The organism is Aquabacterium soli (genome assembly GCF_003933735.1).
GTDB classification, from domain to species: Bacteria; Pseudomonadota; Gammaproteobacteria; order Burkholderiales; family Burkholderiaceae_C; genus Aquabacterium; species Aquabacterium soli.
In genome coordinates this window covers 121,297-134,704 of the sequence record NZ_RSED01000004.1, presented here as the reverse complement: position 1 = coordinate 134,704, position 13,408 = coordinate 121,297, and the positions used below count along the sequence as shown (strand labels likewise).

General features: G+C 65.6%; 10 protein-coding genes. All 10 read left to right on the top strand.

The genetic code is table 11. The annotated features are described in order from the left end of the window. Positions 1 to 55: 55 nt before the first annotated feature. The 10 genes from EIP75_RS06270 (at position 56) to EIP75_RS06225 (ending at position 13,313) form a co-directional block, all read left to right on the top strand. The gene (locus EIP75_RS06270) at positions 56 to 1,351 is read left to right on the top strand and encodes a YeaH/YhbH family protein (protein ID WP_125242558.1); all 1,296 of its coding nucleotides are present in this window, start codon (positions 56 to 58) and stop codon (positions 1,349 to 1,351) included. Continuing rightward, entirely contained in the window at positions 1,348 to 2,892 is a 1,545-nt protein-coding gene (locus tag EIP75_RS06265) for a SpoVR family protein (protein WP_125242387.1), read from the top strand. The genes EIP75_RS06270 and EIP75_RS06265 overlap by 4 nt, the downstream gene beginning before the upstream one ends. Before the next feature lie 270 nt (positions 2,893 to 3,162). Beyond that, positions 3,163 to 4,455, top strand: a complete 1,293-nt coding sequence (locus EIP75_RS06260; RefSeq protein WP_148100961.1) for a hypothetical protein — start codon at positions 3,163 to 3,165, stop codon at positions 4,453 to 4,455. A 20-nt stretch (positions 4,456 to 4,475) separates the two neighbouring features. Next, the gene (locus EIP75_RS06255; protein ID WP_125242385.1) at positions 4,476 to 4,910 is read left to right on the top strand and encodes a type 2 periplasmic-binding domain-containing protein; all 435 of its coding nucleotides are present in this window, start codon (positions 4,476 to 4,478) and stop codon (positions 4,908 to 4,910) included. Positions 4,911 to 5,172: 262 nt separating this feature from the next. Next, on the top strand, positions 5,173 to 6,357 hold the full coding sequence (flhB, locus tag EIP75_RS06250) for a flagellar biosynthesis protein FlhB (RefSeq protein WP_125242384.1): 1,185 nt from the start codon (positions 5,173 to 5,175) through the stop codon (positions 6,355 to 6,357). Beyond that, positions 6,354 to 8,462: a flagellar biosynthesis protein FlhA gene (flhA, locus tag EIP75_RS06245; RefSeq protein ID WP_125242383.1), complete on the top strand. Its 2,109-nt coding sequence runs from the start codon at positions 6,354 to 6,356 to the stop codon at positions 8,460 to 8,462. Before flhB ends, flhA begins: the two co-directional genes overlap by 4 nt. Further along, positions 8,459 to 10,243 (top strand): flagellar biosynthesis GTPase FlhF, encoded by a 1,785-nt coding sequence (gene flhF, locus EIP75_RS06240; RefSeq protein ID WP_125242382.1) that lies wholly within the window; start codon positions 8,459 to 8,461, stop codon positions 10,241 to 10,243. Before flhA ends, flhF begins: the two co-directional genes overlap by 4 nt. A 13-nt stretch (positions 10,244 to 10,256) precedes the next feature. After that, complete coding sequence (locus EIP75_RS06235) at positions 10,257 to 11,084, top strand: flagellar biosynthesis protein (protein WP_125242381.1); 828 nt, start codon at positions 10,257 to 10,259, stop codon at positions 11,082 to 11,084. A 25-nt stretch (positions 11,085 to 11,109) separates the two neighbouring features. Beyond that, the gene (locus EIP75_RS06230; protein WP_125242380.1) at positions 11,110 to 11,823 is read left to right on the top strand and encodes an RNA polymerase sigma factor FliA; all 714 of its coding nucleotides are present in this window, start codon (positions 11,110 to 11,112) and stop codon (positions 11,821 to 11,823) included. Between the two features lie 107 nt (positions 11,824 to 11,930). After that, positions 11,931 to 13,313, top strand: a complete 1,383-nt coding sequence (locus EIP75_RS06225) for a methyl-accepting chemotaxis protein (protein WP_125242379.1) — start codon at positions 11,931 to 11,933, stop codon at positions 13,311 to 13,313. Positions 13,314 to 13,408 lie beyond the last annotated feature (95 nt).

Below are 13,408 nucleotides of genomic sequence, written 5' to 3'. Positions count from 1 at the left end.
AGCGCTGTTGGATGCGCCGCCCCGGGTTTGTCACGGGGAGGGAGCGCACATGACCATGCAGCACATCATCGACCGGCGGCTGGCGGGCAAGAACAAGTCCATCGGCAACCGTGAGCGCTTCCTGCGCCGCTACAAGGACCAGGTGCGCGAGGCCGTGCAGCGCGCCATCAATGGCCGCAGCATCCGCGACATCGAAAAAGGCGAGGACATCACCATCCCGAAGCGAGACCTGTCCGAGCCGGTCTTCGGCCATGGCCAGGGCGGCATCCGCGACATGGTGCACCCCGGCAACCGCGAGTACGTGCGCGGCGACCGTATCGAGCGGCCGCAAGGCGGGGGCGGGCAGGGCGGTGGCGGCAGCCAGGCCAGCGACGATGGCGAGGGTGAAGACGACTTCGTCTTCTCGCTGAGCAAGGAAGAGTTCATGCAGGTCTTCTTCGAGGATCTGGCCTTGCCCAACCTGGTGCGCACCGCGCTGGCCGAGGTGCCCGAGTGGAAAAGCCAGCGCGCCGGCTATTCCAGCGACGGCACGCCCAACAACCTGCACGTGGTGCGCTCCATGCGCGGGGCCTTGGGCCGGCGCATTGCCCTGGGCGCTTCTTCGCGCAACGAGATCCGCGAGCTCGAAGAGCGGCTGGCGGAGTTGCACGGTGCGGCAGACGGTGGTGATGCCGCCTTGCTGCGCGACCATGCCCTGGAGATCGAGCAGATCGAGGCCCGCCTGCACCACCTGCGTGGCCGCATGATGGGCATCCCCTTCCTGGATCCGATCGACCTGCGCTTTCGCAGTCGCATCAAGGTGCCGGTGCCCACCACCAAGGCCGTGATGTTCTGCGTGATGGACGTGTCCGGCTCGATGGACGAGCAGCGCAAGGAGCTGTCCAAGCGCTTCTTCATCCTGCTGTACCTGTTCCTGACTCGGCACTACGACCACATCGAGCTGGTCTTCATCCGCCACCACACGCAGGCGCAGGAAGTGACTGAAGACGAGTTCTTCCACGCCACCGAAACCGGCGGCACGGTGGTGTCCAGCGCGCTGGTGCTGCTGGACGAGGTGATCCAGGCGCGCTACCCGACCAGCGAGTGGAACCTGTACGTGGCGCAGGCCAGCGATGGCGACAACTGGCATCACGATTCCAGCCGCTGCAGCCAGATCCTGGAAGACAAGATACTGCCGCTGGTGCGCTACTACGCCTATGTGCAGGTGGCGCAGACCGAGCAGAACCTGTGGGACGAGTACCTGGCCCTGGCCGAGCGCCACAAGCACTTCGCGATGCGCAAGGTGCTGGACCCGGCGCAGATCTACCCGGTATTCCGCGAGTTGTTCAAGAAGGAAGGGGTGGAAGCATGAATGCCCAACTTCAAGGCCATCAGCTGCCCGCTCCCTCTGACTGGACCTTCGAGCTGATCCACGATTACCACACGGTGATCCGCCAGACGGCCGAGAGCTTCAAGCTGGACACTTACCCCAACCAGCTCGAGATCATCACGGCCGAGCAGATGATGGACGCCTACGCCAGCGTAGGCATGCCGGTGAACTACCGGCACTGGTCCTACGGCAAGGAGTTCATCGCCACGGAGAAGAACTACCGCCGCGGCTACATGGGCCTGGCCTACGAGATCGTCATCAACTCCAACCCCTGCATCAGCTACCTGATGGAGGAGAACACCATGGCCATGCAGGCCCTGGTGATCGCACACGCGGCCTACGGACACAACAGCTTCTTCAAGGGCAACTACCTGTTCCGCATGTGGACGGATGCGGGCTCCATCATCGACTACCTGGTCTACGCCAAGAACTACGTGGCGCAGTGCGAAGAGCGCTATGGCGTCGATCTGGTGGAGGAAACGCTCGATTCCTGCCACGCGCTGATGAACCACGGGGTGGACCGCTATCGTCGCCCGAGCAAGCTTTCGCTCGACAAGGAACTGGCCCGCCGCGACGAGCGCGAGGCCTACCTGCAGCAGCAGGTCAATGACCTGTGGCGCACCTTGCCGCGGCGCGCCGACCGGCCGGAAGAAGAGGCCGTGCGCCGCTTCCCGGCCGAGCCGCAGGAGAACCTGCTGTACTTCATCGAGAAGCATGCGCCCCTGCTGGAGCCCTGGCAGCGCGAGATCGTGCGCATCGTGCGCAAGGTGGCGCAGTACTTCTACCCGCAGCGCCAGACCCAGGTGATGAACGAGGGCTGGGCCACCTTCTGGCACTACACCCTGCTCAACACCATGTACGACAAGGGCTACCTGGCCGACGGCATCATGCTGGAGTGGCTGCAGTCGCACACCAACGTGGTGTTCCAGCCGCCGGTGGGGCACCGCGCCTACAGCGGGCTCAACCCGTACGCGCTGGGCTTCGCGATGTACACCGATCTGAAGCGCATCTGCGAGAAGCCCACGGATGAAGACAGGCACTGGTTCCCGGATTTCGCCGGATCCGCCGAAGGCGCCGCACCGGGCGACCATGCCTGGCTCAAGACCCTGGATTACGCCATGCGAAATTTCAAGGACGAGAGCTTCGTAGGCCAGTTCCTGTCGCCCAAGGTGATGCGTGATTTCCGCCTGTTCGCCATCCACGATGACGAGGACGACTCAGAACTGGAGGTGTCGGCCATCCATGACGAGGCCGGCTACCGCAACCTGCGTGAAGCGCTGTCACGCCAGTACGACCTGGGATCGCGCGAGCCCAACATCCAGGTGTGGAGCGTGAACCTTCGCGGAGACCGCTCGCTGACCCTGCGGCACACGCAGCACAACAACCGGCCGCTGGCCGAGGGCACGCGCGAGGTGCTCAAGCACGTGTCGCGGCTGTGGGGCTTCCCGGTGCACATGGAGAGCGTGGATCCGAACGGCCATGTGCGCCAGCAGTGGACGGTGGTGCCCGCCACGATGGAATGAAACGCTCACTCGGTCGGGCCCTCTGACCAGTACCCAGCACAGGCGGCCTGCGGGCCGCCTTCTTCATGGGCGTTTCAAACACGGAATACCGGTGTGGTGGCCGGGTCTTTTCACGACATGGGTGTTACACCGGCCGTCCTAAAGTCCCAACCGTTCATGACGAAAAGTGAACGCGACGCCCGGAGTCGGGCGTCTCTCGCAATTCTGCTGCTTTGAGTATTTCTGGCCTGCGGGGTTGCATTCATGGTCTTACAAGGAGAACCCCTTCATATGGTGCTGAGCAGACACACAAAAGTCGGCATGGCGGTGTCCACGCTGATCCTCGCCTGCGCGCAGGCCCAGGCCGACGATTCGGCCTTCCGTTTTTCCGGTTTCGGCACCTTCGGTGGCGTGGTCACAGACAACAGCGACGTTGAGTTCGTGACCCCTGGCCAGCCCACGGGCGCCAAGAAGTCGCTGGACTTTGGCGTGGATTCGCGCATTGGCGTGCAAGGCTCCTACCAGCTCAATCCGATGTTCTCGGGCACCGTGCAGGTGATCTCGAAGTACAACGGCAAGGGCAACTACAACCCCAACATCGAGTGGGCCTTCGTCAAGGCGCAGGTGATGCCTTCCGTGGGCATTCGCGCGGGCCGCATCGGCGCGCCATTCTTCATGATCTCCGACTACCGGGACGTGAACTACGCCAACCTGTGGGTGCGTCCGCCCCTGGAAACCTATGGCCAGGTGCCTGTCAGCAATGTCAGTGGCGCCGATGTGATCGTGCAGCATGCGGTCGGCTCGGCCAACGTGTCGGCGCAGCTGTGGGGCGGCCTGTCGCGCGCCACGCTGGAGCGCAACACGGACGTGACCATCCGTGACACGGTGGGTCTGAACCTGACGGCCGAACTCGACAACGGGCTCACCCTGCGTGCCGGACATGCGGTGGGCAAGTTGTCCATTGGCAGCCCGACCCTGCGCACCTTGCAAGCCAATGGCGGCACTGCGTCCACCGCTGTGAACGGCGGTGCCTTCGGCGCGCCTGCAGCCGCTGCCTACGGCCCGGGACTGAGCGACACGCTCGATGAGTTCGACATCAGCGGACGCCGTGCCACGTTCTCCGGTGTCGGCGCCAGCTGGGATGTGGGCAATTGGCAGCTCAATGCCGAGTTCACGCGTCGCTACATCGATGCCTATCTGGGCACATCCAAGGGTTGGTACGCCTCTGCGGGATACCGCATGGGCAAGGTCACCCCCTTCGCCTATGCCTCGGAACTGAAGGTGTCCGGCGTGGCGTCCAATGGTTTCGCCCCGGCAGCCGCTGCACTGGGAGGCTTCAGCAGCTCGCTGGTGGCCTTGTCCAGTGGCGTCGGAACGGTGCTGAACGATGTCCGCACCAGCGGTCAGCGCTCGGTGGCTGTGGGTGCCCGCTGGGATGCCTGGAAGAGCGCCTCGCTCAAGGCCCAGCTGGAGCACATCACGCCCAAGGACGGCGGGGTGGGCCAGTTCGTGGCTGCGCCCGGCACATCCCTGAACGGCGACAGCGTGAACGTGCTGAGCGTCAGTGTCGACTTCGTGTTCTGAACCAGGGAGAACGACACATCATGATGTACAGCAAATCTCTGATCTCCTCTGCCTTGGCAGCCATGCTGGCCCTGGCCTCGCACGCGTCTTTCGCGCAGGTGGCGGTGGTGGTGGGTGCCAAGAGCCCCGTCGGCCCCCTGACCGAAGACCAGGTGTCCGGCGTGTACCTGGGCAAGACCAACACGCTGCCCGGTGGCGGCGCAGCGGCCCTGGCCGACCTGCCTGACTCCAACCCGGCGCGGGATCACTTCTATACCAAGGCCACGGGCAAAAACGGTGCACAGGTCAAGGCCACCTGGGCCCGCCTCACCTTTTCCGGCAAGGGCGTGCCCCCGAAGGAAATGGCCACGTCGGCCGACGTGAAGAAGTTCGTGGCCGGTAACCCCAACGCCATCGGCTACATCGAGAAATCCGCCGTGGATCCCTCGGTGAAGGTGGTGCTGTCGCTGGACTGACGGCAGGCGTCGGCCTCGGCTGACCATTGAGAGGCGGGTGCCACAGGTGGCCCCGCCCTTTTTCATGGGATCGCAGATCTGGGAGGGTTCAGGCGGCTGCAGGCTCCCCATGTGAGTCTTGTCACGGACGGCGGCGGGGTTTGCACATGGTGGCGTTTCACAGGGGCGAATTGACTGTGTCGGCCCCGGTTTATCCGGCTAAAGAATTTCCGGCGGGGGGCAAGAATTCAGGCTCTAGGACGAAGTACTTCGCTCGCACGCCATGGCCGACCAGGACAATCAGGACAAACAGTTACCCGCCTCGGAGCGGAAACTGAAGAAAGCCCGGGAAGACGGCCAGATCGTCCGTTCCAAAGACCTGGGCCATTTCCTGGTGATCCTGTCTGCAACCAGCGTGCTGGTGTTCCTGACGCCCTGGTGGATGGACCGCCTGAGCGTGCTGATGAACGCGGGCTTTCGTTTCGATGCCCGCACCGTGGCCGCACCCGAGATGATGCTCGAGCGCCTGGGCGTGTGGAGCAGCATGGCCATGATGCTGGTGGTGCCTGTGGGCCTGGGGGTCGCCATGGCCGCCGCGGCTTCCAGCGTGATCGCCGGTGGCTGGGTGATGAGCTTCAAGATCGTCGCCCCCAAGTTCTCCAAGCTCAACCCTCTGAGCGGCATCGCCAACGTCTTCTCCAAGCAGCAGATGATCGACGCGCTCAAGGCCAGCCTGCTGGCTTTGATCATGGGCGCCGTGGGTGCCACCCTGTTGTGGAAGAACTGGCCCGACCTGGTGCAGCTGCTGGCCCAGCCCCTGCCGGCTGCCTTGAGCGACATGGGCTCGACCTTCCGCCATGTGCTGCTGGTGATGCTGACCGTGATGGCCGGCTTCGCCCTGATCGACTGGCCCCTGCAGCGCTTCATGTTCATGAACCGCATGAAGATGAGCCACCAGGAGATGAAGGACGAGTTCAAGCAGCAGGAAGGCAACATGGAGGTCAAGGGCCGCATCAAGCAGCGCATGCGTGAAATGTCACGCAAGCGCATGCTGGCCGCCGTGCCGCAGGCCGACCTGGTGGTGATGAACCCCACCCACTACGCCGTGGCCCTGAAGTACGACGACGCCACCATGAATGCCCCGCGCGTGATCGCCAAGGGCCTGGACGTGCTGGCGATGAAGATCCGCGACGTGGCCACGGAGCACAAGGTGCCCGTGCTGGAAGCCCCCCCGCTGGCCCGTGCGCTGTACGCGCACTGTGAAGTCGATCACGAAGTGCCCATGGCCCTGTACAGCGCTGTGGCGCAGGTGCTGGCCTATGTGTACCAGCTCAAGGCCGCGCTGTCCGGCAAGGCCCCGCTGCCCGGCATGCCCGATCTGGACATACCGCGTGACATGGATCCCAAGGAAAACCCGATGGCTGGACGCCGCCGCCCCGCGGCCGCTGCCGAGGAGTCTGAAGAATGAACGAGTGGCTGAACCGTCTGCGCGCCATGTCCGGGCGCGACGCGAAGGTGATCCAGGGCCTGGCAGCACCCATCGTGGTGCTGATGATCCTGGTGATGATGGTGCTGCCGCTGCCGCCGCTGGTGCTGGACATCTTCTTCACCTTCAACATCGCCATGGCCCTGATGGTGATGATGGTGGCGGCCACCATGCTGCGTCCGCTGGATTTCGCGGCGTTCCCGGCGGTGCTGCTGCTGACCACCCTGTTGCGCCTGTCGCTGAACGTGGCCTCCACCCGCGTGGTGCTGATGCACGGCCATACCGGCACGGGTGCAGCCGGCCAGGTGATCGAATCCTTCGGCCACGTGCTGATCGGCGGCAACTTCGCCGTCGGCCTGATCGTGTTCGCCATCCTGGTGATCATCAACTTCGTGGTGATCACGAAGGGCGCCGAGCGGATCGCCGAAGTCAGTGCCCGCTTCACCCTGGACGCCATGCCCGGCAAGCAGATGGCCATCGACGCCGACCTGAGCGCCGGCCTGATCGATGAGAAGGAGGCCAAGCGCCGCCGCCTGGAAGTGGGCGAAGAGGCAGAATTTCACGGTTCCATGGACGGTGCGTCCAAATTCGTGCGCGGCGACGCCATCGCCGGCATCCTGATCCTGTTCATCAACATCATCGGCGGCTTCATCATCGGTGTGGCCCAGCACGGGCTGTCGGCCGGCGATGCGGCCAGCACCTACATCCTGCTGGCCGTCGGTGACGCGCTGGTGGCCCAGATCCCCTCGCTGCTGATCTCGGTGGCCTCCGCCATGGTGGTGTCCCGGGTCGGCAAGGACCAGGACGTGGGCTCGCAGATCGCCGGCCAAATGTTCAAGAACCCCAAGGTCATGGGCGTGGCGTCTGGTGTGATCTGCCTGTTGGGCCTGATCCCGGGCATGCCTTTGCTGATCTTCGGGCCGATCGGCGCCGGCATGGCCTGGTGGTCCTGGAAGATGCACCAGACCGCGCAGGCCGCCCTCAACGCCCCCAAGCCGGTGGACAAGCCCGCCGAGGCTGCCGCCAACCCCAACGGCGAGGCCACCTGGGAGGATCTGCAGCCCGTGGACACCCTGGGCCTGGAAGTGGGCTACCGCCTGATCCAGCTGGTCGACAAGGACCGCGGCGGCGACCTGCTGAACCGGATCAAGGGCGTTCGGCGCAAGTTCGCGCAGGAAGTGGGCTTTTTGCCGCCTTCCGTGCACATCAAGGACAACCTGGAGCTGCGCCCCAGCGTCTACCGCATCACCCTGCGCGGTGCCGTGGTGGGCGAAGGCGAGGTGTTTCCCGGCATGCTGATGGCCATCAACCCCGGCCACGTGGTCAATGCCCTGCCAGGCACGGCGGCAACGGACCCCGCCTTCGGCCTGCCGGCCGTCTGGGTGGAAGAACGGCAACGGGAAGCGGCGCAAATGGCGGGGTACACGGTCGTTGATTCCTCGACTGTCGTGGCCACACATCTCTCACACTTGATGCAAATGCAAGCGGCCAAGCTGCTGGGCCGAGTCGAAACCCAGCAACTGGTCGAACATGTGACGAAACTGGCTCCCAAACTGATCGAAGACGTGGTCCCCAAGATGGTTGGTATTGCAACGCTCCAGAAAATCCTCCAGCTGCTGCTGGAAGAGGGTGTGCACATTCGCGACATGCGTTCGATCATCGAGACGCTGGCCGAGCAGGTCTCCCTGTCGCCCAACATCGGCCACGACGCCATCGAGCTGGCCCGCCGCATCCGCGTCGGTCTGGCCCCGGCCATCGTCCAGCAGATCTACGGCCCCGTCCGCGAACTGGACGTCATCGCCATCGAACCCGATCTGGAGCGCCTGCTGACCCAGGCACTCACTTCCCCGAATGGTCCCATGCTCGATCCGGGCGTGGCCGATCACCTGACACGGCAGGCCGCGGATGCCTCGCAGCGTCAGGAGAACCTGGGCCACCCGGCCTGTCTGCTTGTCCCGGACGTGATCCGTCCGTCGGTGGCCCGCTTGCTCAAGCGTGCCGCGCCCCGTCTGAAAGTGCTGGGGCACAGCGAGATTCCTGAAACCCACTCCATCCGCATCGGCACCTTGATTGGAGGCCACGCATGAACGTCAAACGTTTTACTGGACGCACCTCACGCGAGGCCATGCAGAAGGTTCGCCAGGTCTTTGGCGATGAAGCCGTGGTGCTGTCGACCAAGCCGGCAGCCGAGGGTGGTGTGGAGATCATGGCGATGGGCGCTGACGGCATGGCCGCCATCGACCGCCTGGAAGCCGAACACCACGAGCCGCAGGAGCCCGTGGCAGCCAAGGTGGCCGCGAAGCCCGCCGCCGCCCGTGGCCTGGCCGCCCGTGCAGAAGCCGATGCGCCTGCCGCCCGTGCGACGGCCGCCGACAAGAGCGCCCGTGGCTCGGTCGCCTCGCTGGCCAGCTCGGTGCAGGACGATGTGCGCCAACTGGCCATGAGCACCCTGTCGTTCCAGGAATATGTGCGTGAGCGCATGCTCAAGCGCCGCCAGGCCGCCCTGAAGGCCCGCATGGAGCCCGAAATGGCCCAGTCGCCCGAAGAGCAACTGGCCCAGCGCGTGGCCCCGGCCGCCCCCCGTGCCTCCGATCTGCTGCCCTCCGTGGCCCTGCCCGAATCCGATCTGGACCTGTCCGGCCCCGCCTTGCGCTTGGTGAAGAACCAGCGCGAAGCACAGGCGGCCGAAGCGGCCCAGGCCGCCCGCGATGCCCTGATCGCCCGCCCCACCCAGGCTGCGGCGCAAGCCCCGCAGCCCCGTGCCACCGCCCGTGCCGCCGCGGCTTCCGCCGGCTGGACGGATGACGACCTGCGCATGGACAACATGGTCAAGCGCGCCGCCCCGGCCAAGGCCGCCATGCCCGTGGCCGACGAGGCCGCCCGCGAAGCCCTGGTGGCCGCCCAGACCGCCAACGCCTCCATGCTCAGCGAGCTGCGCGAGATGCGCGCCCTGATGAAGGAGCGCTTCGAGACCATGGCCTTCGTGGACAAGCTGCAGCGCACGCCCAGCCAGGCCCTGATGGCCCAGCGCCTGCTGGACGGCGGCTTCTCGCCCGTGCTGATCCGCAAGATGCTCGACGGCATGCCGCGTGACGTGATCGCCGGCAAGGTCGACGAGACCAGCTGGAGCGCCCAGGTGCTGCAGCGCAACCTGAACACCGCCGACCACGAGCCCAACATCGAAGACCAGGGTGGCGTGTTCGCCCTGATCGGCTCGACCGGCGTGGGCAAGACCACCACCACCGCCAAGCTGGCCGCCCTGTTCGCCGCCAAGCACGGTGCCCACAACCTGGGCCTGATCACCCTGGACGCCTACCGGATGGGCGCCCACGAACAGCTGCGCGCCTATGGCCGCATCCTGGGCGTGCCCGTGCACATCGCCCACGACCGCGCTGCGCTGGAAGACCTGCTCGAGCTGCTGTCGGGCAAGAAGCTGATCCTGATCGACACGGCCGGCATGCCCCAACGCGATGCCCGCACCCGCGAACTGCTGGAAATGGTCTCCCACCAGAGCATCAAGAAGCTGCTGGTGATCAACACCGCCGCCCAGGGCGACGCCATCGAAGATGTCATGGTTTCTTATCAGGCGGCATCCTGTGCAGGTATCGTGTTGTCCAAGCTGGACGAAGCCGTGAAGCTCGGTCCGGCCCTGGATGCGTTAATTCGTCACAAGCTCAAGGTGCTCGGCGTCGCCAACGGACAACGGGTGCCTGAAGATTGGCATCGTCTGTCGGCGGCATCTTTGGTGCACCGGGCCTTGCGCGCCAGCCTCAATCCGGCCTATCGTCTGGATGCCAGCGAGGTGAGCCTCGTGTTCGCCGCCCCGGCCACTTTCGACGCCCCGTCGTCTTCGCAACACATGGTCTGATCGAGCCTGCCACATGACCAGTTCCGCGCGCTCATCCAGCAGTCCCAGCCGGCCCGTCGACCAGGCGCATGGCCTGCGTCAGATGTTTCCCAGCCGTGTGGTCCGCTTCATCCCGGTCGTCTCCAATCCGCAGGTGATGTTCGGTGGTGTGGTGCTCGAGCGCTTGTGCGCGGCGTTTGCCGGCTTCGGCCTCAAGACCCTGGTGGTGGACGCCGGTGAGCGGGCGAGGGCCCCGTCCGAGCTGGCCGGTTTCGACATGGCCGAAGGCATTGAACACTTGACCGAGGATGTGCACTACATGCCGGCCAAAGGCCTGCCATTGCGCCATGTGGATGCACAGGGCAGCAGTGCCTCCCTGATCACGGCCCTGGGCGACGCTGCCCCGCAGATGGATGTGGTGCTGCTGCACGCCTCGGCCAGTGAGCTGGTGCGCGTGCTGGGCCAGCGCAGCGCGGGCCTGAACATGCGTCCGCTGCTGTTCACCGACGAGCACGCCGCCGGCCTCACCCACGCCTACGCTGCCATCAAGACCATCGTGCAGCGCGCGCGCTGGATGTCTTACGACCTGCTGGTGTGTGCCGGTCCGGGCTCGCCTGTGGGCGCGCAGATTGCCCAGCGCCTGGGCCAGTGCGCCGACAATTTCCTGGGGGCCGCCCAGCGCGACTGGCTGCAGATGAACCCGATGGAGCCTGCTGCACAGGACCCGAGCGCCGCCTTCCTGGACATGGCCGCCGACCTGCTGCGCTGCGCGCTGCCGCATACGCTGGGAGAATCCGCCTTTGATCAACTGATGTCACCGGGAGCCGCCTTGCCTTCCCGTGCCACACCGGTGTTCAATTGACGACAAGACGTTCATGGAGCAGAACATGTATACCGCCAAAGGCCGACTCGACATCGACGCCATGCTCCACCAGTACAGCCCCTTGGTGAGACGTCTGGCCCATCAGATGATCGCCAAGCTGCCGGCCAACGTGGAAATCGATGACTTGATCCAGGTCGGCATGATCGGCCTGACCGACGCCCTCAGCCGCTTCGATGCCGGCCAGGGCGTGCAGTTCGAAACCTTCGCCACCCAGCGCATCCGTGGCGCCATGCTCGACGAGCTGCGCGGCGCCGACTGGATGAGCCGCGGCAACCGCAAGCAGCAGCGCGACATCGAATCGGCCGTGCGCAGCCTGGAGCAAAAGCTTGGCCGGGCGCCCGTCGAGAGCGAAATCGCCAAAGAGATGGGCATCACGCTGGCCGACTACCAGGAAACGCTCGGCAAGGTGCGTGGCACCCAGCTGATCTACCTGGAGGACATGAGCGGCGACGACGGCGACAGCGACTACCTTGACCGCCATGTGGCCGACGAGGGCAACGATCCGCTCAGCCTGCTGCAGGACCACCGCATGCGCGAAGCCCTGGTCGAGGCCATCAAGAACCTGCCCGAGCGCGAGCAGTACGTGATGAGCATGTACTACGAACAGGACATGAACCTCAAGGAAATCGCTGCGGTGCTCGGCGTGACCGAATCTCGTGTGTGTCAGCTTCACAGCCAGTCCATCGCCCGGCTGCGTGTGAAGCTCAGGGCTTGGTGACCGGCGTTTCCGGCCACGGCGTTTTCTCCGGGCGAGGTCTGGCGGAACGGCGCGCACGTGGCCTCTGAGGGCGACGCGGGCGCGGTCCCGCGTTTGATGGGATCCCCATGCCCTTGTCGTTCCTGAAGAAAAAAGAGCCCGTCGCTGAACGGGCGTTGGCCCTTTCCGAGCAGGTCGTGCCCGCGGTGCCCACCGCCGTGTCGCGTGATGCGATCGAACTGGCTGAACGGCTGCAGCGCGACACCGCCGGCCTGGGCCTCGAAGCGGCTCAACTGCGCGGCATGCTCGAAGACACCACCGCCGTGGCCACCCGCCAGCAGGACTCGCTGGCGGCCCTCGTCAAGCACCTGCAGGACATCCGCGCCGCCCAGGATCTGATCCACGAGGTCACCGCGGGCAGCCAGTCCTCCGTGGGCCAGGCCCGCGAGGCGGTCGAGTCCGTGGGACAGGAAGTGGCCGGGGTGGTCGATACGCTGCGGGATGTGGCCAAGGCCGCCCAGCAGATCACGCAGATCGCCCTGCAGACCCGGCTGGTGGCCTTCAACGCCTCGGTCGAGGCCAAGCGCGCAGGCGAGGCCGGACGCGGTTTCTCGGTCGTGGCCGATGCCGTGAAGGACCTGTCCACGCAGGTGGAGTCCACTTCCAAGGCCATCATGGGCACCGTGGCCGACCTGGACAAACGCATCCAGTCCCTGGCCCGGGACATCCGGTGGGACCAGGACGCGCAGCCGGGCGCGCAGGGTCGCTTCCAGTCGGCGCTGTCGGCCGTGGAGCTCGGGGTGGCCCGCATCGGTGATGCCGCCACGCAGAGCATGCGTGTGTCCGGCGGCATCCATGAACAGGCTGCCGCCATGGCGGGCGAGCTCTCCAAGACCCGCAACGCGCTGGGCCAGGCCATGCGCCGCAGCGAGGTGGTGCTGGGCGTGTCCGAGACATTGATGGAGGCGATCGCATCCTGCGGTGTGCAGACCGCCGACACGCCCTACATCGAGCTGGCCCAACAGGCGGCCACCCAGATCGCCCAGGTGCTGGAGCGGGCGGTGGACGCCGGGCAGATCAGCCTGGCCGACCTGTTCGATGAGCGCTATCAGCCCATCGCTGGCACCAATCCCCCACAGGTGATGGCGCGCTTCAACAGCGTGACGGACCGTGGCTTCCCCGCCATCCAGGAGCAGGCGCTCACGGCCCTGCCCAACGTGGTGTTCTGCATCGGGGCGGACCGCAACGGCTACATCGCCACGCACAACCGCCAATACTGCCAGCCGCAGCGCCAGGGCGACGTGGTCTGGAACACCGCCCACTCGCGCTGGCGGCGCATCTTCAACGACCGCACGGGCCTGGCCTCGGCGCGCAACCAGCGCCCCTTCCTGCTGCAGACCTACCGGCGCGACATGGGCGGCGGCAACTTCGTCATGCTCAAAGAGGCCTCGGCGCCCATCATGGTCAAGGGCCGGCACTGGGGCGGGCTGCGCCTGGCCTACCGCTTCTGAGGCTTGGCGTACCGATGCCGGATTGTCCGAAGATCTAAAGAAGAGGTCCTGGCTGCCGATAGAGAGGATCAGTTTCAAACCCGGATTCGATCAAG

Bases quoted from the DNA above. Each gene is read 5' to 3' on its own strand.
- EIP75_RS06265 (WP_125242387.1), top strand. From the start codon at position 1,348: ATGAATGCCCAACTTCAAGGCCATCAGCTGCCCGCTCCCTCTGACTGG.
- EIP75_RS06225 (WP_125242379.1), top strand. From the start codon at position 11,931: ATGCCCTTGTCGTTCCTGAAGAAAAAAGAGCCCGTCGCTGAACGGGCG.
- EIP75_RS06260 (WP_148100961.1), top strand. From the start codon at position 3,163: ATGGTGCTGAGCAGACACACAAAAGTCGGCATGGCGGTGTCCACGCTG.
- flhA (WP_125242383.1), top strand. From the start codon at position 6,354: ATGAACGAGTGGCTGAACCGTCTGCGCGCCATGTCCGGGCGCGACGCG.
- flhB (WP_125242384.1), top strand. From the start codon at position 5,173: ATGGCCGACCAGGACAATCAGGACAAACAGTTACCCGCCTCGGAGCGG.
- flhF (WP_125242382.1), top strand. From the start codon at position 8,459: ATGAACGTCAAACGTTTTACTGGACGCACCTCACGCGAGGCCATGCAG.
- EIP75_RS06255 (WP_125242385.1), top strand. From the start codon at position 4,476: ATGATGTACAGCAAATCTCTGATCTCCTCTGCCTTGGCAGCCATGCTG.
- EIP75_RS06235 (WP_125242381.1), top strand. From the start codon at position 10,257: ATGACCAGTTCCGCGCGCTCATCCAGCAGTCCCAGCCGGCCCGTCGAC.
- EIP75_RS06230 (WP_125242380.1), top strand. From the start codon at position 11,110: ATGTATACCGCCAAAGGCCGACTCGACATCGACGCCATGCTCCACCAG.
- EIP75_RS06270 (WP_125242558.1), top strand. From the start codon at position 56: ATGCAGCACATCATCGACCGGCGGCTGGCGGGCAAGAACAAGTCCATC.